Here is a 23674-nt window from a genome sequence, read left to right on the forward strand (position 1 = left end):
CCTAAGCTCCAAAGACCATGCCCTCACCCCGCATCCCCAAGAAGCGCGGGACAACCCCATGGACGTCCACCCGGGCGCACTCGGCCACATCCTCCCCCAAACCCACCCCCACCAGGGCCTTGGCGGCCTCGCTGCTGGAAAGGACAGGGAACGAAGGATTCTCCGCCAGGAAAAGGGCCAGATGGGCCATCTCCCCTTCCGGGGAAAACCCCAGGGCCTTCAGGCGCTTTCCGATGACCCCGGCAGTATAGAGATCGTCCAAGGCCATCTGGCCCTCCTTCCCCGCGCAGACCAGGTGCACCTCCTCCCCTGTTTCCCTGGCTTTCTCCGCCACCGCCCGGGCATTTTGCAAGGAACCGAGAAGGATGTGCCTGGCTCCCAGGGCGGCATGGGCGGCCCGGGTGCCGTTGGTGGTGGCCATGGCCACGGCCTTCCCCGCCACCCTTTCCACCTCCCGGGGGGAGTTGCCCAGGTCAAACCCCTCCGGGGGAAGCCCTCCCACCTCCCCGGCCAGGATTTCCCCCTCCTGGCGCAAGGCCCGGGCCGCCTCCACCCCTGGGGCCAGGATCAAAGCCTTGGCCCCCGCCCTTAAGTACAAGCCCGCGGTGGTGGTGGCCCGGATCACATCCACCACGATGGCCGTGCCCCGGTAGGTGCCGGGAAGGGGCAAGGGATCCACCCTAAACCTCATAGGAGTTCTTCCAAGGTCCCCGCCACCCTTTCCGGGGTGAAGCCCAGCTTCTCGTAGACCTCAGGGTAAGGGGCGCTGGCTCCGAAGCGGTCCAGACCCACCACCTTGTGGGCGTACCGCTCCCAGCCCAGGGTAGCCCCCGCCTCCACCGCCACGGTGGGGAGGCCTGGAGGAAGCACCTCCCGCCTATACTCCTCCGGCTGGGCGGCAAAGAGTTCAAAGGAAGGCAGGCTCACCACCCGCACCCGGCGGCCCTTCTCCGCCAAAAGGGCCCTGGCCTTCAAGGCCAGGTGCACCTCGCTTCCCGTGGCCACCAGGATCCCCTCAGGATTCTCCGCATCCTCGAGGATGTAGCCTCCCTTTAGGGCTCCCTTGGCCTTTTCCGGGGAAAGGAGGGGAACTGCCTGCCGGGTGAGGATGAGGGCCGTGGGACCCTCCTTGCGCTTTAAGGCCACCTGCCAGGCGTAGAAGGTCTCGTAGGCGTCGGCGGGACGGATGACCCAGAGGTTGGGCATGGCCCTCAGGCTCATGAGGTGCTCCACGGGCTGGTGGGTGGGGCCATCCTCCCCCAGGGCGATGGTGTCGTGGGTGAAGACGAAGACCGTGGGGGTGCCCATGAGGGCCGCCAGGCGGATGGCCGGGCGCATGTAATCGGAGAAGACCAGGAAGGTGCCTCCGTAGGCCCGGTAGCCCCCGTGCAGGTTCAAGCCGTTCAGAATGGCCCCCATCCCATGCTCCCGCACCCCGTAGTGGATATAGCGCCCGGTGGGGTTTTGGGGGGAGAAGTCCGCCATGCCCTGGGCCTGGGTGTTGTTGGAGGGAGTGAGGTCGGCGCTCCCACCAAGAAGCTCGGGCATCCTGGGGGCGATGGCATCCAGGGCCTTACCGCTGGCTGCCCGGGTGGCCACGGGCTTGTCAAAGGCTGGGGGCTCCTCGGGAAGGGAGGGAAGGTCGCCCTTTAAGCGGCGCAGAAGCTCCTGGTGCAGGTCGGGATAGGCCCGGGCATAGGCCTCCATGAGTTGTTCCCAGGCTTCCTGCCAAGCCCTTCCCTTCTCCCGCATGTCCATGTGCCGGTAGACTTCCTCGGGCACCTCAAAGGGAGGATAGGGCCAGCCCAGGTTTTGGCGGGTGGCCTCCACCGCCTCCGGACCCAAGGGCTCCCCGTGGGCCTTGTGGGAGTCCTGCTTGGGGGAGCCGTAGCCAATGTGGCTCCGCACGGCGATGAGGGAAGGCCTTTCGTCCAGCTGGGCCAGGTGGATGGCGTGGCGGAGGGCCTCGAGGTCATTGGCATCCTCCACCCTGAGGGTGTGCCATCCATAGGCCCGGTAGCGCGCCAGGACATCCTCGGTGAAGGCCAGGTCGGTGGAGCCGTCAATGGAGATGTGGTTGTTATCCCAAAACACGATGAGCTTGGAAAGCTTCCAGTGGCCCGCCAAGGAGCTGGCCTCCCCGGAAACCCCCTCCATCAGGTCCCCATCCGAGGCCAGCACGTAGGTGTAATGGTTCACCACCTCGTAGCCCGGGCGGTTGAACTCCGCGGCGAGCTTCCTCTCCGCCAGGGCCATGCCCACGGCGGTGGATATACCCTGGCCCAGGGGGCCGGTGGTCACCTCCACCCCTGGGGTGTGGCCGTACTCGGGGTGGCCCGGGGTCTTGGAGCCCCACTGGCGAAAGCGCTTGAGCTCCTCGAGGGGAAGGTTATAGCCCGTGAGATGGAGGATGGCGTAGAGAAGCATGGACCCATGCCCTGCAGAAAGGACAAAGCGGTCGCGATCCGGCCAGTTCGGGTCCAGGGGATTGTGGCGCATGACCTCCCGATACAGAAGATAGGCCAGGGGAGCCATGGCCATGGGCATGCCGGGGTGGCCGCTTTTGGCCTTTTCCACGGCATCTATGGCCAAAAACCGTATGGCGTTCACCGAAAGGCGGGTGAGGTCCTTGGTCTCGGTCATGTTGCCTCCAGGGTACGCCCCCGTGAAGGAGGGCACAAGCGGAGCCAGGGAGCCCTACTATAAGCCGAGGCTTATGTAGAACCCCGTTTCCCCCGGTGAAAGACTATACCCAACCCCCACCCCCACGCGCATGAAGACCACGGACTCACCGCTTGCCTTGGCCCCCCAGGGCTGCTAGAATCCTCTAGGTGTGGGCGCCCGTAGCTCAGCAGGATAGAGCGGGGGCTTCCTAAGCCCTAGGCCGGGGGTTCGAATCCCTCCGGGCGCACCAAGAAAGCCCGCCCCCCTGGGGGCGGGCCCTTGATTTTTGCCGGGGCCCCCACCCTGGCTTCGCCAGGGTGGGGTGGTATTAGAAGCGGCTGGTGCGGCGACCTCGAGGCGATCCCCCCCGGGAGGCAGCACCCGCATAGGCTTCCGGGAGAACCTCCACCCGCTTAGCCCTTTCCAGCTTCACCCCCTGCACCTCGGAAAGCCTCGGCAGGTCCTGGGGGCGGAGGTCCACGTAAAAGCCCTCCTCTCCCTGGGCGATCTTGCCCACCTCGAGGCCCGCTTCCTTCAAGAGGGCCACCAGCCGGGGCAGGGTGAGCCTGGGCCCCGTGGCCTTGAAGGTAAGCCAGCCCTCCTCGCCGGTAAGAAGGCTTTTCTCCTTGGGTGCCCCGCCCAGGAGAAGGGCCATGAGGGCCGCCACCACCTCCACCCGCCCCTCAGCGAACAGACGGCTGGCGAAATCCTGGTACAGCTTGTAGTCCCTCTCGGGTACCCGGGCCAGACGGGCCAGGAGATGGTGCCACTTGGCCTCGAGGACTTCCTCGGGCGTGGGGGGATTCACCCGCTTGAGGGTGCGGCCCACGGCCCTTTCCAGCTCGGAAAGCTCCCGCCTTTCCCGGGGGCCGTAGAGGATCACCACCTCACCCCCCCGCCCGGCCCTGCCCGTGCGCCCCGAACGGTGCTGGTAGGTCTCCGGCTTGTCGGGGAAGCGGTAGTGCACCACCAGGTCCACCTCCGGGATATCCAGGCCCCGGGCGGCCACATCCGTGGCCACCAGAACCCTTACTTCCCCTTCCCGAAAGGCCCTCATGACCCTTTCCCGGTCCGTCTGGGAAAGATCCCCGTGGATGGCCCGCGCCGGGTGCCCGAGGCGAAGAAGCCCCGTGGCCACCTCCTCGGTTTCCGCCTTGGTACGGGTGAAGACGATGGCCCGCTTGGGGGCTTTGACAAAAAGGACATCGGACAGGAGGGAAAGGCGGTCCCCAGGGGCGGGAATAGCCTCCTCCTGGTAGGTGATGCTCTCCTCCCGCACCACGTTGATGACCACCGGGCTTTTCATGTAGCGCTCCGCCAGCTTCTTGGCCCAAGAGGGCAGGGTGGCGGAGAAGAGAAGGGTCTGGCGCTCCTTGGGGGTGGCGGAGAGGATGGCCTCCACCTCCTCCTCAAAGCCCATGGAGAGCATCTCGTCGGCCTCGTCCAAGACGGCGATCCGCACCTGGGAAAGGTCCAAGGCCCCTTGCCGCAAGTAGTCCAGGGCCCGCCCAGGGGTGGCCACCACCACATCGCACCCCCGGGTAAGCTCCTCCTTCTGCTTGCCGTAGCCCGTGCCCCCGTACACCGTGACCACCTTGAGGTGGGGGGCCACCGCCTGCAACTCCCCGGAAACCTGGAGGGCCAGCTCCCGGGTGGGGGTCAGCACCAAGGCCCTGGGGAGGCGGCCCCGCTCCTTGGAGGCCTCGAGGCCTTGCGCGATGGGCAGGGCAAAGGCCAGGGTCTTGCCGGTGCCCGTGCGGGCCTGGCCGATGAGGTCCTTGCCCTCGAGGGCCAGGGGCAAGGCCGCCGCCTGGATGGGGGTGGGGGCGGTGATACCCCGGCGCAAAAGGGCTTCCTTAATCTCGTCCTTCAGGGGAAAGTCTTTGAACTCCATTCTCTCTCGCTTCCCGGGCCCCACCCGCGCCCGAAAAGGAGGGGCAAAGCCCGTAAACCTTTCAAGTTTAGTGAACTAGAGCACGAATGTCAAGGGAATGACCTCCACCCTTTCCCCTTCCCTGGCATCCCGGTCGGGGGGGAGGACCACCAGGGCGTTGCCCAGGGCCATGGAGCGCAAGACCCCGCTGGACTGGCTCCCGGTGGTGCGCACCACAAGCTCCCCTTCAAAGGAGAGCACCCCGCGGCGGAAGACCTTTTTGCCCTGGGCGCCCTTAAAGGGGGTAAGGACCCTGGCCTCGAGGGAGCGGTAAGGGGAGTCGGTGCGGCGCTGGAGCCGGAAGAGGAAGGGTCTGCCGTAGAGGAAGAAGGTAACCATGCTGGAAACCGGGTTTCCCGGAAGCCCAAGGATGGGAAGCCCACCCAAACGGGCCAGGAGCAGGGGCCCCCCAGGCTGCTGCTTCACCTTCCAGAAGACCACTTCCCCCGCTGTCTCCAAAACCTTACGCACCACATCGTACTCCCCCATGGATACCCCCCCGGAGGTAAGGAGGAGGTCCAGGGGCCCTGCCGCCTCCAGCTTCTCCAACACGGTTTCCGGCCTGTCCTCCACCTTGCCCAAAAGGACGGGCTCACCCCCCGCCTCCTTCACCAATCCCAGAAGGCTGTAGGCGTTGGAGTTATAAACCCCCCCAAAGGGCAGGGGCTCCCCTGGCTCCACCACCTCATCCCCCGTGGAAAGGATGCCCACCCGGGGGCGCCGGAAGACCTTAAGGCGCGGGTAGCCCATGGCCGCCGCCAGGCCCAGCCTTCCCGGGGTGAGGAGGTCCCCCCGGCGCAGGTACACCTCCCCCTTTCTTAGGTCATCCCCCTGGGGCCGGATGTCCTTGGGGCTCGCCGGGGCGAAGAGGAGCACGTAATCCCCTTCCCGCCGGGTGTCCTCCACCCGGATAACGGCATCCGCGCCCTCCGGGATGGGAGCTCCGGTGTAAACGGCCACCGCCTCCCCCTTCCCCACCCGTCCGGCAAAGGGCCTTCCCGCCGGCGACTCCCCGATGACCCTGAGGCGCACCGGGTTCTCCCGGCTCGCCCCCAGGGTGTCCTCCTCTCGGCAGGCGTAGCCATCTATGGCGGTGTCGTCCTGGTCGGGGTGGTTCACCAAGGAAACCAGGTCCTCCGCCAGGACGCGGCCATAGGCTTCCTTCAGGGGTACCTCCTCCACGGGAAGCTCCCCTTTGGCCTCCGCCAGGACCAGCTCCAACGCTTCCTCCACGCTGATGCCCGTGCGCATAGGCCCAGTCTAGGGCAAAGGCCAAGGCCTCAGGAAGAAGATTCCCGGTAGGCGGCCCGCAAGCGGCCAAAGGTCCAGGACCAAAGGGCGATCCCCACGGCGTAAAGGCCCAGGGTAAGGGCAAAGAGGTAGTTGAAGGCGACAAGGCCCCAGGCCTCCTGCACCATGCCGGACAAGGCACTCCCCAAGGCGAAGAGAAGGCTCCAGAGGGCGGACTCCATCAGGAAGAAGCCCGGGCGCTCGTCTTCCCCCAGGTAGTCCATCACCAAGGCGGCGTACACAGGCCCGGCAGCGTTCATGAGGGCTCCCCGGATGAGGAGGGCCACGGTAACCAGGGGTAGCCAAGGCACCCAGGCCAGGATGGCCATAAAGGGCAGGGACAAGGCCTGCACGAACACGATGGCCCCCAGTTTCCCAAGCCGGCGCACCAGAAGGGGCTGGAGCAACATGGCTACCCCAGTAGCCAAGGCGGAAAGGGCGAAGACCAGCCCCGTGGTTCCGTAGCTGAGGCCAAACTTTTCCCGAAGGTACAGGTTCAAGAAGGGGATGACCAGCCCGGCCCCAAACCCGATCACCGCCTGGGGCAAAAAGAGGCGCAGCCAAATCCCAAACCGCCCCCTCAGCCTGGGGGGTGTTCCCTGCCCTTCGGGAAGGCCAACCAGAAAGGGAAGCGTCAGGAGGAAAAAGGGAAGGGCGAAGAGGATCACCCACCTGGCCCCCACCCATTCGGAAAGGGCACCGGCCAAAAGGGTGGAGAAAAAGCCCGAGGCAGTGGTCAAGGCCGCCTGCAGGCTGAAAAGGGAAACCCGCCTCTCGGCAGGGATCAACCGGGCCATGAGAGGTGCCCCCGCCCCCTGCACCAAGGCTCCCGCCAGCCCGTACCCCGCCAACGAGGGGAACACCAGCAGACCAAACCCCAAAAGAAGCCCGCTTCCCACCGCCAGGGCCAAAGCCAGGAGAAAGCTCTTCCGGTAGCCCAGGCGGGGGATGAGGTAGGCCAGAGGGAGGGCAGAAACCACGCCCACCAGAAGAAGCAGGGCCTGGGCAAGCCCTATGGCCTGGCGGCCATAGCCTAGGCCCTCGAGGTGAAAGTTCAGGAAAAAGTAGATGAGGTTAGCCCCGAAGGACCAGAGGAAGCTGGCCGCGAGGAAGCGATAAGCTGGTAAACCGAGTATATACTTCACGAAACCCTTCTCCAAGGAAACAAGCCCGGATCCAGGGCCCCTACCCCTGCCGGCTTGGGCAGTGAGGCGCCAGGGAACAGGCCCCGCACCGGGGCCTACGGGCCAGGCACACGTACCGCCCGTGAAGGACCAGGGCGTGGTGGACGAACACCCACTCCTCCTTGGGGAAAAGGGCCTCCAGTTCGGCCCCGATCCTTTCGGGAGCCTTGGCCAGGGAAAGGCAAAGCCTCCGCGCCAGGCGGGCCACATGGGTGTCCACGGCGATACCCGGCACGCCGAAGGCCGCTCCCAGGACCACGGTGGCCGTCTTCCAACCCACCCCGGGCAACTTCATCAGGGCCTTTTTATCCCTCGGCACCTCCCCCCCATGCTCCTCCACCAGCCTCCGGGCCAGGGCCACCAGGTTTTTGGCCTTGGTGCGGTAAAGGCCGATGCGCCGGATATAGGGCTCCACCTCCTCGGGAGTCGCCTTGGCCAGGGCCTGGGGGTCGGGGAAACGGGCAAAGAGGGCCGGGGTGGCCTCATTTACGCTTTTGTCCGTGGCCTGGGCGGAAAGCACCGTGGCCACCAAAAGCTGGAAGGGGTTATTGTGCTTTAGCTCCGTTTTAGCCCCCGGATACGCCGCCTTCAGGGCCTTAAGGATGGCCAAGGCCCGCGCTTTCTTCTCCTTTTGCCCTTCCTTAGGGCAACCCACGGGGTCTACTCTACAATGAGGGCGTGGAAAAGCCCAAGCTGGGCCTCATCGTGCGGGAGCCTTACGCCAGCTTCATCGTGGACGGAAGGAAGACCTGGGAGATCCGCAAACGCCAGACCCGACACCGGGGTCCCTTGGGGATCATCACCGGGGGGTATCTCATCGGCCAGGCGGACCTGCTGGACGTGCAGGGACCCTTCACCGTGGAGGAGCTTCTGGCCCACCCGGAAAAGCACCTGGCGGAGGAAGCCTTTCTCAGGGCCTATGCCGGGGAACAGCCCCTTTACGCCTGGGTTTTGCACAACGCCTTCCGCTACGAAAAACCCCTCTTCGTACCCAAAAAGCCCGGCAGGGTCATGTTCGTGGATCTTTCCGAGGTATGGCCATAAGCCCCCCGTACCCCACGAAGACCAGGAGGTCGGGATCCAAGGAAGCGATCACCTCCTGGCGGTGGGTGGCCACCACCAGGGTGATCCCCGCCTGGCGCACCAGCTTCCCAAGACCCAGGGCCACCCGCCTGGCGGTGGGCACGTCCAGGTGAGCGGCAAACTCGTCGATCAGGAGGAGGTCGGGGCGCTGGGCCAGGAGGAGGGCCAAGCGGTAGCGCTCCCGCTGGCCCGTGGAAAGCTCCTTCGGCCTGGCCCGGTAGAGCACGGCGTCGGAAAGCCCCACCCGGTTTAACACCTCAATAGCCGCCCCCACATCCTGAAGCTGGCGGTAAAGCCGCTCCAAGATGGGCTCCTGGCCCAGGTCCACCTCCCGCTCCCCGGGGATATAGGCCACCCGCCTGCCCTCGGGTACCTCCACCTCTCCCCCCTCCGGGGGCTCCCCCAGGAGGAGGCGAAGGAGGGTGGTCTTCCCCGCCCCGCTGGCCCCGGTCAGGGCCACCACGCTGCCCGGGGGAACCTCGAGGTCTGCCTCCCTAAGGATCGCCCGCTCCAGCACCCGGGCCTTGACCCCGAAGGCCGCAAGGGTTTCCTGCACCTCTGGGGAAAGGTCGGAAAGGTCCAGGTGGCTCCGGTAGCCTTTACGAACCCCCACCAGCCGGATGGACCCCGGAAGCCCCCGCACCCTCCCGAAACGGGAAACGAAAAGCCTTCCCCCATGAGCCCTGGCGTAAGGGTCTTCCTTCAAAAACCGATCCAGGTAGTGCTCCGCCTCCTCCGTAAGAGGGTAGGCCAGCACGGGCCTTCCCGAGGCGGTGTCGAAGAGGTAGCGGAAGCCCACCTTCTCAAAAAAGGGGTGGTAGCGAGCCATCTGGGCCACGGTGTACACCAGGTGTTTCTCCCGCCTTCCCTCGGGCACAGCCCGCTCCTTCACCCAGGCCAAAGCCAGCTCTACCAAAAGAGCCCCCAGGCCCTCCGAGCGGTAGTCGGGGTGCACCACCACCCGGGCGATGCGGCTGGCGGCGGTGTGCACCCGGTCCAGAGCGCTTTCCCAGTCCTTCCCGCCCTCAAAGGTCGGGTGGAACCAGTCCTTGGGAAAGATGCGCTCCCGGATGTTCCGCTCCACGCCCCCAGGAATCCTGCGGTGCATTCGGGGAATGGGGGGGTCCAAACGCACATAGCCCAGGATCCTGGGCTCAAAGGGTAAGCGCTCCACCAGCTCCAGGATGAGAAAGCGGCTGGCCGGGGTAGAGCCCCTGATCTCCTTTAGCCGGGCCTCCCCCCCGCATTCGCAAAGGGGTTTGGTGTTGGCGAAGAGGGTCTCACCACTGCGGGGGCAGACCCATAGGGCCACCACCTCCTTCTCCGAGGCATAGTGGTACTGCTCCAGCTCGGCAATGGCCTCGAAATCGGCCTCATACATGGCCTCCCGCGCACGGAGGCGGTAACGGTACACCTCCCCCCCTAAGGGGCTTTCCCTCACGTGGTCCAGCGTCCTGGAAAATAAGGGCCACACGGGGAAAGCCCCCTCGAGGGCATACTCGTCAAAGTCCAGAAGGGGTTTGCGGTATTCCGTGGCCAGCCTGACACGGTCCCCGGGGCGAAGCCATTTGGCCGCATCCCCGGTCATGCGAAGCCTCAAGTTCCCCTCGAGGAAAACCTCCCCGAACCAGCGCCAGTAAACCCTCCGTTCCAGGACCCTCATGGGCGCTAATAAGCCTTGGCGAAGAACACCCGCTTGCCGTAGGCGCTCTTCCGCCCACAGTGCACGCACACCCCTTCTTCCGCCTCCCCCTCAAAGGGCACGCACCGGGTAGTGGCGGTGGTTTCCTCCTGGATGGCCTTCTCGCAGGCCCGATCCCCGCAGTGGAAGGCCAGGGCAAAACCCTCCTGCACCGCCTCCTTGAACTCCTCGTAGGTGTCCACCTTGCGGGTGTGGGCCTCCCGGAAATCCAGGGCCCGTTGGTAAAGGGCCTGGTGGAAGGCATCCAGCTTCTTGGGTAGCACGGTGGGGAGGGCTTCTAGAGTCAGGCGCTCCTTCCCCCCCAGGCGGCTGGCCAGCACGGCCTCGCCCGCCTCGAGGTCCTTGGGTCCAAGCTCGATGCGGAAGGGAACCCCTTTAAGCTCCCACTCGTGGAACTTGTACCCGGGGGTGTGCTGGTCCCGGTCGTCCAGGTGCACGCGAAGCCCCGCCTGGAGAAGGCGCCGCTTCAGGTCAAAGGCCGCCTCCAGGACCTTCTCCCGGCTTTCCTCCCGGTAGATGGGCACGATCACCACCTGGATGGGAGCCAGGCGGGGAGGCAGGATAAGCCCTTGGTCGTCCCCGTGGGTCATGATGATGGCCCCAATGAAGCGCCAGGAAAGCCCCCAGCTGGTGGTGTGCACGTACTTCACCTGGAGGTCCTTGTCCTGGAACTTGATGTCAAAGGCCCGGGCGAAGTTCTCCCCCAGGTAGTGGCTGGTACCCGACTGCAGGGCCTTACCATCCCGCATCAGGGCCTCGATGGTGGTGGTGTAGACGGCCCCGGCGAACTTCTCCTTTTCCGTCTTCATGCCCTCCACCACAGGGATAGCCCCGTACTCCCGGGCCAGCCTGGCATAGATGGAAAGCATCCTGCGCACCTCCTCCTCCGCCTCCTCCCGGGTGGCGTGGGCGGTGTGCCCCTCCTGCCACAAAAACTCGCTGGTGCGCAGGAAGGGCCGGGTGCGAAGCTCCCAGCGCACCACGTTGCCCCACTGGTTTAAAAGCTGGGGCAGGTCCCTATAGCTTTTGATCCACTTGGACCACATGTAACCGATCACGGTTTCCGAGGTGGGGCGCACCGCCAGAGGCTCCTCCAGCTCCTCACCCCCGGCATGGGTCACCACGGCCAGCTCGGGAGAAAACCCCTCCACGTGCTCGGCTTCCTTCTTCAGGAAGCTCATGGGGATGAAGAGGGGGAAGTAGGCGTTTTGGTGGCCGGTTTCCTTGAACATGCGGTCCAAAACCCCCTGGATGTTTTCCCAAAGGGCATAGCCATAGGGGCGCACCACGATGGTGCCCCGGACCGGTCCGTAGTCGGCAAGCTCTGCCTTCTGGATGACCTCGAGGTACCATTCGCTGAAATCTTGGCTTTGCGGGGTTAGGCCCTTCTCCTTCGCCATACCCGCCCATCTTACTTGCCAAAGGCAGCCCGGAGGAATAGACTGTGGGGGCACGATTAGGAGGTGCGTATGCGTAGGATTGGGTACGCGTTTTTAGCCAGTTTGGCCCTAGGACTATTCGCCTGCCAGCAGCAAGCCCCAAGCGGAACCACCAGCCTTTCCGTGCAAAGCGCCTCGCCCCAGGGGCGCTACCTGGTGGTCTTCCGGTCGGAAACCCTCCCCTCTAACGCCCAGGCCTTGGTCCAAGGCGCAGGGGCCCGGGTGCTCAAGATCCTGGAGCCCATCGGTGCCCTCACGGTGGTGGCGGACCGGGCCACCGTAAGCCGCCTGGCCCGGAACCCCCAGGTGCTGGCGGTGGGCCCCGAACGGTACTACTCCCTGCCCAAGACGGAGCGCATCCTCTTTCAGGAGGAAACCTATGGCGCGCCCTTGCCAGCCGACAGCCTCTACAAGTACCAGTGGGACATCCGGCGGATCGGCGCCCCGAAGGCTTGGGAGAGGGTGCCCCTCGAGGTCCAGGCCCGGGCCACGGTGGCGGTGCTGGACACCGGGGTCATGGACAACCACCCCGACCTGGTAGGCCAGATCGTGGACTTCCAGGCCACCAACTACTGCTACGAAACCGCAGGCCCCAACAACACCCCCAGCTACCCCAAGTACACCCTCTGGATTGACTTTGACCACTTTGACCCCGATAACCTTTGCACTCCTGCCCCCACAGTTCTCTACGAGGCCCACGGCACCCACGTATCCGGCACCGTGGCCGCCGCCTTTGGAGGTGGCCGGGTGGTGGGGGTGGCCCCAGGGCTGAGGATCGCCGCCTACAAGGTCTTTGACCGCATCCACTTTACCGAAGGCGACGAGGAGTACGACGACGTGGGCGCCTTTGACGGCCCCATCTTTGCGGCCATCATCGACGCCGCCAAAAAGGGCTACGACGTCATCAACATGAGCCTGGGCGGCACCCTGGACACCCGCAACAAGGACGACGTGGCCGCCATGGTGGCCTGGGACCGGGTGATGAAGTACGCCAACCGCATGGGCACCGTGATCGTGGCCTCGGCGGGTAACAGCGCCCAGAATGCCAATGGCTACGTCGTTCACATTCCCTCCGACCTGCCCACGGTGATCTCGGTTTCCGCCACGGGCACCGCCACGCCCCTTTGGCAGTACCCTTACCCCACCAACACGACCCTAAACGCCGTACCCGGCCAGGACATCCTGGCCTTCTACTCCAACTACGGGGCCGCCGTGGATCTTTCCGCCCCCGGGGGTGACTGCGGCCTGGACGAGAATGGCCAAAGCTGGTGCTACCGGCCTTCCAACCAGCGCCCCTCTGGCTGGCGCTACCATCTGATCCTTTCCACCATCATCGTCAACGAAAACCTCCCTGCCTACGCCTGGTACATGGGCACCTCCATGGCCAGCCCCCATGTGGCCGCGGTGGCGGGGTTGGTGAAGGCCCTCCACAAGGACTGGACCCCGGGTGAGGTGCGGGCCCATTTGAAGGCCACCGCCGAGGATATCGGTAGCCGGCAGCTCTTCGGCCACGGCCTGGTGGACGCGGACCGGGCAACCCAGTAGTTGCCAAAGGCCCCTGGCCCCCGGGCAAGCCGGGGGCCTTTTGCCCATAAAATGGCGACATGGACCTCTTCGCCGTGTTCAGGGAACTTCAGCAAAAAAGCGACACCAGGATCCTCCTGGTGGTCCTGGACGGGGTGGGGGGGCTTCCCCTCGAGCCCGGGGGGCCCACGGAGCTGGAGGCCGCCAGAACCCCGAACCTAGACCGGTTGGCGAGGGAAAGCGCCCTCGGCCTCCTCACCCCGGTCTACCCCGGCCTTACCCCGGGCTCCGGCCCCGGGCACCTGGCCCTTTTCGGCTACGACCCCTTCCGCTACCTGGTGGGCCGGGGGGCCCTAAGCGCCCTGGGCCTCGGCGTGGACTTCCGGGATGGGGACGTGGCCTTAAGGGGGAACTTCGCCACCTTGGGCCCAGATGGACAGGTTCTGGACCGCCGGGCGGGCCGCCCCAGCACGGAGGAGAACCAACGGGTGGTGGCCAAACTCCAGGAGGCCATCCCCCGCATTGAGGACGTGGAGGTCTACTTCTACACGGAAAGCGAACACCGCTTCCTGGTGGTCCTCCGGGGCGAGGGCCTGGGGGATGGCCTCACGGACACCGACCCCCAGAAGACCGGCCTCCCTCCCCTCGAGGCCCAGGCCCTGGACGAAGCCTCCAGGAAAACCGCCCGGGTGGTGAACCTCCTTTCGGCGCGCATCCGGGAGGTGCTCAGGGACGAGCCCAAGATCAACGGGGCGCTTTTCCGAGGCGCCTCAAGAAGGCCTTCCTTTCCCAGCATGACGGAGGTCTACGGGGTCAGGGCGGCCGCCATCGCCAGCTACCCCATGTACAAGGGTCTGGCCAGCCTGGTGGGCATGGAGGTCCTGCCCGTGGAAGGGGAAGGCGATGCCCACGAGGGGAAGCTTAAGGCCCTAAGGGAAAACTGGGAGAGCTACGACTTTTTCTACCTCCACTTCAAGAAGACCGACGCCAAGGGGGAAGATGGGGATTTCCCGGGCAAGGTGGCGGAGATCGAGCGCTTCGACGCCCTTCTTCCGGAAATCCTTGCCCTAAAGCCGGATGTCCTGGCCATCACCGGGGACCACTCCACCCCCGCCCTCCTGAGGGCCCATTCCTGGCACCCTGTGCCCCTCCTCCTCAAGGCCCCTTACCTGCGAAGGGATGCCGCCCAGCGCTTCACGGAAAGCGAGGCCGCCAAGGGAAGCCTGGGCCACCTGAGAGGGATGGAGCTCATGCCCCTCCTCCTTGCCCATGCGGGAAAACTTCTCAAGTACGGGGCCTAGATCCTGGTAAACTGGGAGAACATGGTTCGCCACCGCATCCGCAAGGAGGAGTTTGAAGCCCTCCTTAAGGAGGTACCGGAAGGGGTGCGGCTTGAACTCCTGGACGGGGAGGTTTACGAGATGGCCCCCATCGGTAGCGGACACGCGGGGCTGGTTTCCTACCTGGCCAAGGCCTTGGAAAGGCTCTACGGGGACCGGGCCATCGTCTCGGTACAAAACCCCATCCTCCTAAATCCCTTTTCCCTGCCTCAACCGGACATTGCCCTGCTAAAGCCCCGAGAGGACTTCTACATCCAGTCCTTCCCCGAGCCAACGGACATCCTCCTGGTGGTGGAGGTGGCGTATACCACCAAGGACATGGACGGAAAGAAGTTGGCCCTTTACGCCCAAGCGGGCATCCCGGAAAGCTGGCTGGTGGACGGGGAAACCAGCCTCCTGGAGGTCTACCGGGAGCCCCGGGGAGGCCTTTACCGTCTAAAGCGCCTGGTGGAACCGGGAGAGGAGGTGGCACCCGAGGGCCTAGGGGCCCCCTCGCTCGTCTGGCGCCCCCCCAGGCCCTAGAGGTACCCTGCTCGCCGAAGCTCTTCCGCCACCGCCTCGAGGACCAGCTCGTAGGCCCAGTCCAGGTCAACGTCCTTTAAGGTGGCCCCGGCAGCGGGCACATGCCCCCCACCCCCAAGCTTCACGGCGATGTTCTGAGCGGAAACCCCACCCCGGGAGCGGATGGACACCTTCACCCCCTCCTCCCGCTTGCGCAGGAAGACGGAAACCACGCTCCCCTCCACGTAGCGGATGAGCCCCACGAAGTCGTCGGAGTCCTCCTCCTCCCGCTTGGCATCCTCGGGAAGGTGGGCGGTGACGAGAAGCCCCCCAAAGTGGAAGGCCACGGTGGAAAGCACCTGCCCCATGAGGCGGAAGTAGGAGGGGGGGCGGAACTGAAGCCGATCCGTAAGCTCGGCCAGCTTCACCCCGTACCCCACCAACTCCGCCGCCACCCGCAGGACCTCGGGGGTGGTGTTGGCGAAGCGGAAGTTGCCGGTGTCGGTGAGGATGCCGGTGAGGACGGGGGTCGCGATCTCCGCCGTCCACTCCACCCCCAGGAGATCAATGAGGTCCTTCACCATCTGGGCGGTGGCCGCCTTGGAGGGATCCACCACGGCGATATGCCCGAAACGGGGATTGGTGCCGTGGTGGTCAATGTTGATCACAAAACCCTCCACCGGCACCCCCACCACCCGGCTAGGCTCGGCGCTATCCAGGGCCACCAGGGTGGCCCCCACGGGAAGCTTGTCCACGGGATCCGAGTACTCCTCCTCCTTCGGCAAAAAGCGCAGGAACCTAGGGGGCTCGGCCACCCAGTAGGCCTCTTTGCCCAGGGCCTTAAGGGCCCGGTATAAGCCTAAGGAGCTTCCTATAGCATCCCCATCGGGGTCCACGTGGGTGGCGATGTAGATGGGGCCTTCCACCGCCTTCAAGACCTCGGCCACCAGGCGCATCTTTTCCCAGTACCTGGGATCGGGAGCGTTCCCGTCCATAGGCTATACCCTATCACGCAAAGGGGTTTCTCACCTCTAGCCCTCCATAGACCCCAGGGTGCAGGTCCTCGCTCCATACCACCTGGGCCTTTAGGGCCCGGGCGCTTTGCAGGATGAGGGCATCCCAGAAGGAGATCCGGTGGCGCTCTGCCAGGTGGGTGGCCTTAAGAACATCTCCTAGGGTGGGCTCGTGCACCCAGGCCTTACCGAGGTCGGTCAAGATCTGGCGGACCACCTCCGGGGAAAGGGGGGCTTGGAGCTTACGGGTGGTGACCACGTAAAACTCCTGGAGCACTTGAAGGGATAACGCCAAGCGCCTTTCCACCATAAGGTGCTCCAGGAGCGCAAGGGCCCGCTCCCGTTTGGCCGGGGAGGAGCGGTCGTAGGCGTAGACCAAAACAGTGGTATCCACGAACTCAGGGGGCTCTATCATGCACCTCCTCCCGGGAGGGCAAGGGTATGCCCCCGGTATCCAGGATTCCCTGACGCATCCAGGAAAGTTGACGGCTAAAGGCCTCTTCTAGACCCTCCTCCCGCTCCACCTCCTTCTCCAAAAGCTCCGCCACCCAGGCGTTTAGGCTCAAGCCCCGCTTCAGGGCCAAGGCCCGGGCCCGGCGCACCAGCTCTGGGGAAAGCCTTAAGGTTAAGTTTCGGCCCTTGCCCTCAGGTTAGCACAACATGATGTGCATTTGGGTAGGCTAGACCCAAACAAGAGGTTCTTCCGGGACCCCCACCCTGGCAAAGGCCAGGGTGGGGTAGCCCTAGAGGTTCCACCCCCCCGCCACCTCGAGGACCTGCCCGGTCACGTAGGGCTCCCGCACGAAGAAGAGCACCGCCCGGGCGATCTCCTCGAGCAGGGCCAGACGGGCCATGGGGATCTCCTGAAGGGGTTTGGACACGGAGTTCTCCGCCACCCCCGGGGCCACCACGTTGGCGGTGATCCCCGCCTGGGCAAACCGCTTGGCGATGGCCTTGGTGTAGAGGATCACCCCGGTCTTGGCGATGGCGTAGGGGGTGATGTGGGTCCGGGCGAGGAGGTTCTGGGCCCCGGCGTAGCCCAGGTTCACGATGCGCCCATACCCCTGGGCCACCATGAGGGGAAGGACCTTCTGGGTGAGGAGGAAGGTGCTGGTGAGGTTGGAGTCCAGGATCCACCGCCACTCCTCCAGGGAAACCTCCTCTATGGGCTTATAGAGGTAATCCCCCACGTTGTTCACCAAAACGCCAATCCCCCCCAGGTGGTAGCGCACCTCCTCCACCAGGGCCAAGGCCTCCTCCTCCCGGGTGAGGTCAGCCCGCACCTTGATGGCCTTAACTCCCAGGGCCTCCGCCTCGAGGCGGGTGGCCTCCGCCAGGCCCTCCGAGGTGCGGTAGTGCACCGCCACGTGAAAACCCTCCTTGGCCAGGGCCAGGAGGATGGCCCGGCCAATGCCCTTGGCGCTTCCCGTAACCAAGGCAACCCTCATCTCCCCCCTTTTACCACCAAGTAGGTTTCCAGCAAAACCCGGGTGAAGCTATTCAGCGGAAAGGAAAAGCCCTCTTCCGGCCTTACCCAGGCCCACTCCAGAATCTCCTCGCCCGGCCGCACCTCCCCTTCCCCTTGGGCAAAGTAGTTGAAGAGGAGCATGTGGGTGGGCTTGTAGAACTCCGGGCTGAAGATGGCCTCCTGCACCAGGGCGAAGCGCGCCTCCCTAAGGTCAAGGCCCACCTCCTCCCGGAACTCCCGCCTTAAGGCCTCCTCGAGGCTTTCCCCCCACTCCACCTTTCCCCCGGGCACCCCCCATAGCCCCCGCCACTTCGGGGTGCGCACGAGAAGCACCCGGCCCCCCTGTTCCACCAGGGCCCCTACCGTGGGGATGGGATGGCGCGGAGGATTCTCCATAGATACCAAAGGACAAGATACAGGGCCTGAAGGAGCACGAAGGTGAGGTAGGCCTCAGGGCTTTGGAAAAGCAAAAAGACCCCCAGGAAGAAAAACTGGGTGGTGAGGCCCAGGTTCACCACCCCCGCCAAAGCCCATTCGTCCCAGAAGCGCTCGGGAACAAGGCGAAAACGCCGAAGCACAAAGCCCTCCAGGGCCCTTATGCCCCGGTCCTGGGGGAGGAAGAGGAAGCGGTACACCCCCCGCAGGAAGGCGAGAAGCAGAGTGGGGGGATCCCGGTCCTCAGTGGGCAGGGGAAGACCCCGGGCTTCCCGGTAAAGCCTCTCCAGGTTGAAGTCGTAGGACTGGACCACGGTGAAAACCAAGAAGGCTGCAAAGGCCAGCTCCCAGGCCCCGGTGCGCGCCCCCAGGGCCAGGAAGAGGAAGAAGTTCCCCAAAAGATCCAGCTCCGTGTCCAGGTACCGCCCGTGCTCCGTGACCTCCCCCTTTAGGCGCGCCAGCTGGCCATCGGCGTTGTCCAAAACGGTTTTTAGCTGGAGAAGAAAGGCTGCGGGCACATCCTGGCCCAGATGGATCAACCTGGCGGCGAGCAGGACCAAGAGCGTGTGGAAGAGGACCAGGTGGTGAGGCCTAACGCGGGTGCGGTACAGCAAGAGGACCACCAGGTGGGCCAAGGGGCGGAAGAGAAGGACGTTAAGGAACTCCTGTACCGGCCTTTCCTTGGCTCCCGGCACCATGGTCAGTCCTGGATGTGGGAGAGCACCCGGGCCACCACCTCCTCGAGGGTCATCCCGCTGGTATCGATCACGATGGCTTCGGGAGCAGGGGCGCTTTGGGCCCGGTCCAGCTCGTCCCGCCGGATCAGCTCCTGCAGCACCTCCTGGTAATCCTGTGGCCGCTCCAGGGTGCGCCGCCTGGCCCGCACCTCCGGCGTGGCCGTGAGGTAGAACTTGTGGGGCGCCTGGGGAAAGACCGCCGTCCCCATGTCCCGCCCCTCGGCCACGAAGGGAGGCGGCACTTCCCTAAGCCTCTCGTTCACCCAGGCCCGCACCCCAGGATGGCGCGCCACCTGGGAAACCACGCGATCCACCTCCGGGGTGTGGAGGTAAGGGGTCAGGTCCTCCAAGGTGGAAGCCTTCTCGACCACCACCCGGTTGCCCCGAGCCTCGGGGAGCAAACGCACCCGGTAAGTTTCCAAAAGAGCCAGGATACCCGGCTCATCCCCGGGGTCCACCCCCACCCTCCGGGCCAGGTAGGCGGCGGCGCGGTAGAGGAGGCCGCTACTCAGGTAGGGTACCCCCAAGGCCTCCGCCACCTTCTTGGCCACGGAGCTTTTTCCCGAGGCGGAAGGTCCGTCAATGGTCACGATGCCCCGCATAGCCGCTTCAGGTCCTGGAAGAACCCAGGGTAGGAGATCTCCGCCCAATGGGGCTCCCAAACCCTAACCCCCACGGGAAGCGCCGCCACGGCAAAGGCCATGGCGATGCGGTGGTCGTGGAAGGGTTCCACCTCCCCCGGCTTCACCCCACCGCCTTGGATCCTAAGCCAGTCCGGCCCCTCCTCCACCCCCACCCCCAAAGCCCTGAGGTTATGGGCGATGGCGGCGACGCGGTCCGACTCCTTCACCCTTAGCTCGGAAAGACCTGGAATATAGGTCTCCCCCTCCGCCCAGGCGGCGGCGGCGGCCAGGACGGGCACCTCGTCCACCATGAGGGGAATCAACCCTGGGTCCACGGAAACCCCCTTTAGGGGGCTATAGCGAGCCCGTATCCAACCCACGGGCTCCCCCGCCTCCCCTTCCACCACCTGCCACTCCAGATCCGCCCCCATCTCCCGGAGCACCTTGAGAAGGCCAGTGCGGGTGGGGTTCAAGCCCACGCCCTCCACGGTGACCTCGGAACCCGGGGTGAGGAGAGCTGCCACCAGGAAAAAGGCGGCAGAGGAGAAATCCCCGGGCACGGTGAGGTCCCTGGCAGGGAAGGGCTCGGCCCTGCGGGTGCGGATGCGCGGGCCCTCGGCTTCCAAGGGAAGCCCGAAGTGACGGAAAAGCCTTTCCGTGTGGTCCCGGGTGGGAACAGGCTCCACCACCTCCGTGACGCCCTCGGCAAAAAGCCCGGCCAGGAGAAGGGCGCTTTTCACCTGGGCGCTGGGCACGGGAAGGGTGTAGGAAACTCCCTTTAAGCCCCTGCCCCGCACCGCCAGGGGAGCCTTCTTACCCCCTTCCCTCCCATCTATGGAAGCCCCCATGGCCCTTAGGGGCTCCACCACCCGGCCCATGGGACGGCGGCGCAGGGAAGCGTCCCCCGTAAGGACCGCAAAAAGCCCCTCCTGCCCCGCAAGGATGCCCAGGATGAGGCGCATCAGGGTCCCGGCGTTGCCGCAGTCCAGCACATCCTCGGGCTCCTTCAAGCGCAGCCCCTGCCCCCGCACCCGGAAGTGGGGGCCCTCCTCCCTAGCCAACCTAGCCCCTTTGGGGCCCTTTTCCTCGAGGATCTCCGCTCCCAAGGCCCTCAGGACCCGGGCGGTGGAAAGGGTATCCCCAGCCTTTAGGGGATAGAAGAGCCTGCCCTCCCCCTCGCTTAAGGCCAGGAGCATGAGCCCCCGGTGGGTAACGGACTTGTCCCCGGGAACGCGCAGCACCCCCCGCAAGGGGCCGCAAGGGCCTAGGTCCAGGTAAGGCCGGTCCATGCCCCCCAGTCTCGGGGGAGCGGGGGGCTTTGGTCAAGGGCGGCCAGCCCTTAAAATGGTACACAAGCATGGCCCTGGCGTGGCAAAGCCCGGTTTATCTGGAACGGAAAAGGCTCCTGGAACGGCTACCCGAAGAACCGGGCTTTGCCATCCACCTCGAGGCCCCAGCTGGCTTCGGAAAAAGCGTCCTGGCCGGACAGCTTGCCGCCCAACTGGGCCTTCGCACCCTCTGGGCCAGCAGCCTTCTGGGCGAGCCCCGCAGCCTTCTCGCCAAGGCCCTGGACCTGCCCCAGGAGGTGCCCTGGGGAGGGGTGGTGGAGGCCCTTCGGGCTGAACCCACCCTGGTCGTCCTGGAGGACCTGACGGGGACGGAGGATCTCTCCCCCCTCCTCCGCACCCTCCCCTGCCTCCTGGTGCTGGCCAGCCGAAAACCCCTCCCCTACCCCGAGCTTCCCAAGCTCCTGGCAGAGGGAAGGCTCGTGCACCTGAAGGCGGTGGACCTGGCCTTCACCCTCGAGGAAGCCAGGCTCCTCTTCGCCGGCAAGGAGGGGTATGAGGAAGCCCACCGGGCCACGGGGGGCTGGCCCCTTCCCCTTTTCCTCTCCGCCCTCACGGGAAGCCCTCCCGAGCCCATGGCCCTCATCCAGGGCCTGAAGGAGAGCCTATCCCCGGAGGAGTTCCAAGAAGGCCTTCTCTTGGCTGCTTTGCCTCATCTGCCCCTTGCCCTTGCCCGGCCGGAAACGGAAAACCTGTTCCAAAAAGGGCTTCTAAGGCGCCTATCTGAGGGCTACGCCCTTCATCCCCTCCTGAAGGAGATGGCCAAGCGTAGCCTGCGCAGGGAAGTGCAGGAGGCCGTACGCCAAAGTGCCACCCGCCTTCCCCCTCTTCTTCTGGCCGAGGCTTACTGGGAAGCGGGCCTCGAGGGGGAACTTTTGGACCTGCTGGAGCGCCCCATCACCCTCCCCATCCCCGCAGAAAGGCTTCTGGAGTGGGAAAACCTCCTGCGCCGCGGGGGCCCCAGGGCCCATCTGCGGCTCGGGGAGGCTTTGGCCCAGTGCGGGAGGAAGGAAGGGCTATCCCTTCTGGAAAAGCTGGCGGAATCCGAGGCGGATAAGGACCCGGCTCTTGCCCTCACTGCCTTAGGGCACCTGGCCTACTACTTTTCCGAAACCCTTTTGGGGAAGGATCTTTCCCGGGCCCGGGCCTACCTGGAAAAAGGTCTGGAGCTGGTTCCAAGGGTGAAGCCGGAACTGGCTGGCCGCTTCCTGAACGACGTGGCCCAGGTGCCCTTTGCCGAGGGCAAGCTGGAGGAGGCCGCCCGCCTCCTGGAGAAAGCCCTCAGGTACCTCCCCCCGGAAAGCCCCTACCGCATCGCCCCCCTTGTCAACCTGGCCCTGCTTCGCTTTGAGCTTCGGGGTAGCCTCGGGGAAAGGATCCAGGCCCTGGAGGAAGCCTTAAGGCTCATGGAGGGGCACATGCCCCAGAACATCCCGGGGCACCTCCGGGACCTGGGCTGGCTCCACCTCCTTCTGGGGCAAAGGGAGAAGGCCCGCACCTACCTGGAAAGGGCCGCCCAAGCCCCCGGAAGCCCCCTGGATTCCCTCGAGGCCAAGATGCTCCTCGCCCACCTGGAAGAGGATGCCGAGGCCCTTACCCGCCACGTGGCCCAGGCGGAGCTTTGGGAAACCCCCTACCTGGTGGAAAGGGGACGGGCCCTTCTGGCGGAGCTGAAGAAGGACCCAGGGATCCTCGAGGGGCTTTCCGGCTTGTTCCCAAGCCTCACCCGGGCCCTCCTGCAAAAAGACCCAGGCCTCCTTCCCCCCTACCCCGAAAGCCGGGAGGAAAGGCTTCTATGGCACGCCGCCCGCTACCGCCTCCTACGGGAAGAAGGGGATTTGGAAGCCCTCCTCGCCCTCACCGATGCCAGGGAAGGGATCCTCCCCGGCCTCCTTCCCCTGGAAACCCTGCCCCGTAAGCGGCCCGAGCTTGCCCGGGCCTATCCCCTTTTGGAGGTCCTGCGCCTGGGCTGGAAGGAAGCCATCGCCCTGAGGCTTCCGGAGATACCTCCCTTGAAGGTCCAGGTGGTGGGGCGTTTCCATGTGGAAAACCCCCTGGGGCCTGTGGAGCTGAGGGGCAAGGCCAAGGAGGTCTTCGCCCTCTTGCTTCTCGGCCTTCCCCGGGAGGAGGTGGCCTTTGCCCTTTGGCCGGACCTCTCCGAGGAGGCTGCCCTCAACAACCTCTACGTGTGGCTTGCCCGCATCCGGAAGCTCCTGGAGCCCTGGGGGGTTCCCACCTACCTGGGGGAGGAGGGGTTGGCACGGGTAACCTCCGACCTGGAGGCTCTGGAAGAAGCCCTTGTGCAGGAGGATGCGGAAGAAGTCCTTCGCCTTTACCATGAACCCCTGTTCCCTGGCCTGGACCACCCCCATCTGGACCGCAAGCGGGAGGAGGTCTTCCACCGGGTGCGGACTCTTTTCCTGAAGAGGAGGGAACCCCGCTTCCTGGAGCGCCTCCTGGAGCTGGACCCCCTGGACGAGGAAGCCCTCATCCCCCTGGTGGAATCCTGCCTATCCCAGGGGCAACGGGCCCGGGCTCGAAAGCTTTTGGAGCATTACCGGAAAAGGCTTTGGGAAGAGCTGGGGGAACGACCCTCCCCCAGGGTGGAAGCCCTTTTCAGGACCCTGTAGGGCTCGCCCCGAGGAAAAACCCCTCCCCTTCCACCCGGATCCCTTCCCCCGGCTCCAGAAGGAAGGTGGCCGGGGGGGCCAAGGAAGTGCCCTCCACCTGGGCCTCGCCCTCCAGGAGGGTGAGGAGAAGGGGAGCCTGGGGCTTAAGATGAAGGACCCCCCGCAAGGGATAGCGATAGAGGTGAAAATAGGGCGTCTTGAGGAGGCACTCTCCCCCTTCCACTGGCTCGGGCCGGACTGGGGGTAACGGGATGGGCTCCAGAATGGCCACCTCGAGGGCCTTGTCCAGATGTAGCTCCCGGGGGCGGCCGTAATCGTAAAGCCGGTAGGTGAGGTCCGAGGGCGTCTGCACCTCGTAGACCCTCACCCCCGGGCCCAAGGCATGCACCACCCCGGCGGGCAGGTAGAGCACCTGGCCCGGGGCCACGGGAATCCGGTTCAGGATAGGGTCCAGGTTCCCGCTGGCCACCGCATCCCTAAGCTCCTCGAGGCCCACCCGCCGGGAGAAGCCGTAAACCACCTCCCCCGGGGTGAGCACGTACCAGGCCTCGTATTTGCCGGGCCTCCCTTCCTTCTCTAGGGCATAGGCATGGGGTGGGTGTACCTGCACGGAAAGCCATTCCGCTGGGTCCAGGACCTTCACCAGGAGGGGCTCCTCCGAAAGCCACACCTCTCCCACCCCTGGGCCGAACCCCAGGCCACCTCCCCCCCAGGGACGCCGCACCGGCTTGGGACGGAAAAGCCTCACGAGGGTTAGCATAA

21 protein-coding genes, 1 tRNA gene and 1 pseudogene are annotated in these 23674 nt (G+C 65.3%); 6 read left to right on the forward strand and 17 right to left on the reverse strand.

All coding sequences use genetic code 11. The features are described 5' to 3' along the window. Window position 1 precedes the first annotated feature (1 nt). A complete protein-coding gene (locus tag AC27GT_RS06080) occupies window positions 2-691 on the reverse strand; it encodes a 2-phosphosulfolactate phosphatase (protein WP_038032498.1) in 690 nt (229 codons plus the stop codon). Continuing rightward, the gene (gene tkt, locus AC27GT_RS06085; protein ID WP_487223712.1) at window positions 688-2643 is read right to left on the reverse strand and encodes a transketolase; all 1956 of its coding nucleotides are present in this window, start codon (window positions 2641-2643) and stop codon (window positions 688-690) included. The genes AC27GT_RS06080 and tkt overlap by 4 nt, the downstream gene beginning before the upstream one ends. Before the next feature lie 194 nt (window positions 2644-2837). On the opposite strand from tkt, the gene AC27GT_RS06090 reads away from it, so the two are divergent. Continuing rightward, a tRNA-Arg gene (locus tag AC27GT_RS06090) sits at window positions 2838-2914 on the forward strand. Window positions 2915-2992: 78 nt separating this feature from the next. Here AC27GT_RS06090 and AC27GT_RS06095 read toward each other — a convergent pair. The 4 genes from AC27GT_RS06095 to nth form a co-directional block, all read right to left on the reverse strand. After that, window positions 2993-4558 (reverse strand): DEAD/DEAH box helicase, encoded by a 1566-nt coding sequence (locus tag AC27GT_RS06095; protein WP_487223713.1) that lies wholly within the window; start codon window positions 4556-4558, stop codon window positions 2993-2995. A 75-nt stretch (window positions 4559-4633) separates the two neighbouring features. Continuing rightward, window positions 4634-5848, reverse strand: a complete 1215-nt coding sequence (locus AC27GT_RS06100; protein WP_038032507.1) for a molybdopterin molybdotransferase MoeA — start codon at window positions 5846-5848, stop codon at window positions 4634-4636. Between the two features lie 29 nt (window positions 5849-5877). Further along, the gene (locus tag AC27GT_RS06105; RefSeq protein ID WP_052037996.1) at window positions 5878-7032 is read right to left on the reverse strand and encodes an MFS transporter; all 1155 of its coding nucleotides are present in this window, start codon (window positions 7030-7032) and stop codon (window positions 5878-5880) included. 40 nt (window positions 7033-7072) lie between these two features. Next, the gene (nth, locus tag AC27GT_RS06110; RefSeq protein WP_038032508.1) at window positions 7073-7726 is read right to left on the reverse strand and encodes an endonuclease III; all 654 of its coding nucleotides are present in this window, start codon (window positions 7724-7726) and stop codon (window positions 7073-7075) included. A 23-nt stretch (window positions 7727-7749) separates the two neighbouring features. Between nth and AC27GT_RS06115 the strand changes: the two genes are divergently transcribed. After that, window positions 7750-8115 carry an ASCH domain-containing protein gene (locus tag AC27GT_RS06115; protein WP_028493351.1) on the forward strand — a complete coding sequence of 122 codons (366 nt, stop codon included), beginning with the start codon at window positions 7750-7752 and terminating at the stop codon, window positions 8113-8115. Here the strand turns inward: AC27GT_RS06115 and AC27GT_RS06120 are convergent. Both AC27GT_RS06120 and proS read right to left on the reverse strand, forming a co-directional pair. Then, window positions 8081-9817: a GNAT family N-acetyltransferase gene (locus AC27GT_RS06120; RefSeq protein ID WP_487223714.1), complete on the reverse strand. Its 1737-nt coding sequence runs from the start codon at window positions 9815-9817 to the stop codon at window positions 8081-8083. The genes AC27GT_RS06115 and AC27GT_RS06120 overlap by 35 nt on opposite strands. Window positions 9818-9822: 5 nt before the next feature. Beyond that, window positions 9823-11256, reverse strand: a complete 1434-nt coding sequence (proS, locus tag AC27GT_RS06125; protein WP_219759077.1) for a proline--tRNA ligase — start codon at window positions 11254-11256, stop codon at window positions 9823-9825. Window positions 11257-11325: 69 nt separating this feature from the next. Between proS and AC27GT_RS06130 the strand changes: the two genes are divergently transcribed. From AC27GT_RS06130 to AC27GT_RS06140, 3 genes are read left to right on the forward strand one after another with little or no spacing between them, the layout of a single operon-like run. Continuing rightward, window positions 11326-12840, forward strand: coding sequence for a S8 family serine peptidase (locus tag AC27GT_RS06130; protein WP_487223715.1), 1515 nt, complete (start codon window positions 11326-11328; stop codon window positions 12838-12840). Window positions 12841-12899: 59 nt separating this feature from the next. Further along, entirely contained in the window at window positions 12900-14120 is a 1221-nt protein-coding gene (locus AC27GT_RS06135; protein WP_487223716.1) for a 2,3-bisphosphoglycerate-independent phosphoglycerate mutase, read from the forward strand. Between the two features lie 21 nt (window positions 14121-14141). Continuing rightward, window positions 14142-14681 (forward strand): Uma2 family endonuclease, encoded by a 540-nt coding sequence (locus AC27GT_RS06140; RefSeq protein WP_487223717.1) that lies wholly within the window; start codon window positions 14142-14144, stop codon window positions 14679-14681. Here the strand turns inward: AC27GT_RS06140 and AC27GT_RS06145 are convergent. From AC27GT_RS06145 to aroA, 8 genes and pseudogenes are all read right to left on the reverse strand, one after another. Then, a complete protein-coding gene (locus AC27GT_RS06145; protein ID WP_487223718.1) occupies window positions 14678-15655 on the reverse strand; it encodes a DHH family phosphoesterase in 978 nt (325 codons plus the stop codon). The two genes, AC27GT_RS06140 and AC27GT_RS06145, sit on opposite strands and share 4 nt — an antisense overlap. 13 nt (window positions 15656-15668) lie before the next feature. Further along, window positions 15669-16088 carry a PIN domain-containing protein gene (locus AC27GT_RS06150; protein WP_487223719.1) on the reverse strand — a complete coding sequence of 140 codons (420 nt, stop codon included), beginning with the start codon at window positions 16086-16088 and terminating at the stop codon, window positions 15669-15671. Beyond that, a pseudogene (locus AC27GT_RS06155) lies at window positions 16072-16293 on the reverse strand (toxin-antitoxin system HicB family antitoxin); the annotation flags it as partial. The pseudogene AC27GT_RS06155 and the gene AC27GT_RS06150, both read right to left, overlap by 17 nt. A 123-nt stretch (window positions 16294-16416) precedes the next feature. Next, on the reverse strand, window positions 16417-17121 hold the full coding sequence (gene tmpR, locus AC27GT_RS06160) for a bifunctional dihydropteridine reductase/dihydrofolate reductase TmpR (protein ID WP_487223720.1): 705 nt from the start codon (window positions 17119-17121) through the stop codon (window positions 16417-16419). Next, the gene (locus AC27GT_RS06165) at window positions 17118-17537 is read right to left on the reverse strand and encodes an NUDIX domain-containing protein (protein WP_015717886.1); all 420 of its coding nucleotides are present in this window, start codon (window positions 17535-17537) and stop codon (window positions 17118-17120) included. The genes tmpR and AC27GT_RS06165 overlap by 4 nt, the downstream gene beginning before the upstream one ends. Continuing rightward, on the reverse strand, window positions 17501-18274 hold the full coding sequence (locus AC27GT_RS06170; RefSeq protein ID WP_487223721.1) for a CDP-alcohol phosphatidyltransferase family protein: 774 nt from the start codon (window positions 18272-18274) through the stop codon (window positions 17501-17503). Before AC27GT_RS06170 ends, AC27GT_RS06165 begins: the two co-directional genes overlap by 37 nt. 2 nt (window positions 18275-18276) lie before the next feature. Next, window positions 18277-18915, reverse strand: a complete 639-nt coding sequence (cmk, locus tag AC27GT_RS06175; RefSeq protein WP_487223722.1) for a (d)CMP kinase — start codon at window positions 18913-18915, stop codon at window positions 18277-18279. After that, window positions 18900-20225 (reverse strand): 3-phosphoshikimate 1-carboxyvinyltransferase, encoded by a 1326-nt coding sequence (aroA, locus tag AC27GT_RS06180; protein WP_487223723.1) that lies wholly within the window; start codon window positions 20223-20225, stop codon window positions 18900-18902. Before aroA ends, cmk begins: the two co-directional genes overlap by 16 nt. Before the next feature lie 68 nt (window positions 20226-20293). Here aroA and AC27GT_RS06185 point away from each other — a divergent pair, with 68 nt between their 5' ends. Next, entirely contained in the window at window positions 20294-22912 is a 2619-nt protein-coding gene (locus AC27GT_RS06185; RefSeq protein ID WP_487223724.1) for an AfsR/SARP family transcriptional regulator, read from the forward strand. Here AC27GT_RS06185 and AC27GT_RS06190 read toward each other — a convergent pair. After that, window positions 22899-23672: a class I mannose-6-phosphate isomerase gene (locus AC27GT_RS06190; RefSeq protein WP_487223725.1), complete on the reverse strand. Its 774-nt coding sequence runs from the start codon at window positions 23670-23672 to the stop codon at window positions 22899-22901. The two genes, AC27GT_RS06185 and AC27GT_RS06190, sit on opposite strands and share 14 nt — an antisense overlap. Window positions 23673-23674 lie beyond the last annotated feature (2 nt).

It is taken from the genome of Thermus sp. KWY1, assembly GCF_057547025.1.

Bases quoted from the DNA above. Each gene is read 5' to 3' on its own strand.
- AC27GT_RS06100 (WP_038032507.1), bottom strand. From the start codon at position 5,848: ATGCGCACGGGCATCAGCGTGGAGGAAGCGTTGGAGCTGGTCCTGGCG.
- aroA (WP_487223723.1), bottom strand. From the start codon at position 20,225: ATGGACCGGCCTTACCTGGACCTAGGCCCTTGCGGCCCCTTGCGGGGG.
- AC27GT_RS06190 (WP_487223725.1), bottom strand. From the start codon at position 23,672: ATGCTAACCCTCGTGAGGCTTTTCCGTCCCAAGCCGGTGCGGCGTCCC.
- AC27GT_RS06150 (WP_487223719.1), bottom strand. From the start codon at position 16,088: ATGATAGAGCCCCCTGAGTTCGTGGATACCACTGTTTTGGTCTACGCC.
- AC27GT_RS06165 (WP_015717886.1), bottom strand. From the start codon at position 17,537: ATGGAGAATCCTCCGCGCCATCCCATCCCCACGGTAGGGGCCCTGGTG.
- AC27GT_RS06185 (WP_487223724.1), top strand. From the start codon at position 20,294: ATGGCCCTGGCGTGGCAAAGCCCGGTTTATCTGGAACGGAAAAGGCTC.
- cmk (WP_487223722.1), bottom strand. From the start codon at position 18,915: ATGCGGGGCATCGTGACCATTGACGGACCTTCCGCCTCGGGAAAAAGC.
- AC27GT_RS06095 (WP_487223713.1), bottom strand. From the start codon at position 4,558: ATGGAGTTCAAAGACTTTCCCCTGAAGGACGAGATTAAGGAAGCCCTT.
- tkt (WP_487223712.1), bottom strand. From the start codon at position 2,643: ATGACCGAGACCAAGGACCTCACCCGCCTTTCGGTGAACGCCATACGG.
- AC27GT_RS06130 (WP_487223715.1), top strand. From the start codon at position 11,326: ATGCGTAGGATTGGGTACGCGTTTTTAGCCAGTTTGGCCCTAGGACTA.
- AC27GT_RS06170 (WP_487223721.1), bottom strand. From the start codon at position 18,274: ATGGTGCCGGGAGCCAAGGAAAGGCCGGTACAGGAGTTCCTTAACGTC.
- AC27GT_RS06135 (WP_487223716.1), top strand. From the start codon at position 12,900: ATGGACCTCTTCGCCGTGTTCAGGGAACTTCAGCAAAAAAGCGACACC.
- AC27GT_RS06120 (WP_487223714.1), bottom strand. From the start codon at position 9,817: ATGAGGGTCCTGGAACGGAGGGTTTACTGGCGCTGGTTCGGGGAGGTT.
- proS (WP_219759077.1), bottom strand. From the start codon at position 11,256: ATGGCGAAGGAGAAGGGCCTAACCCCGCAAAGCCAAGATTTCAGCGAA.
- AC27GT_RS06145 (WP_487223718.1), bottom strand. From the start codon at position 15,655: ATGGACGGGAACGCTCCCGATCCCAGGTACTGGGAAAAGATGCGCCTG.
- AC27GT_RS06140 (WP_487223717.1), top strand. From the start codon at position 14,142: ATGGTTCGCCACCGCATCCGCAAGGAGGAGTTTGAAGCCCTCCTTAAG.
- AC27GT_RS06080 (WP_038032498.1), bottom strand. From the start codon at position 691: ATGAGGTTTAGGGTGGATCCCTTGCCCCTTCCCGGCACCTACCGGGGC.
- tmpR (WP_487223720.1), bottom strand. From the start codon at position 17,121: ATGAGGGTTGCCTTGGTTACGGGAAGCGCCAAGGGCATTGGCCGGGCC.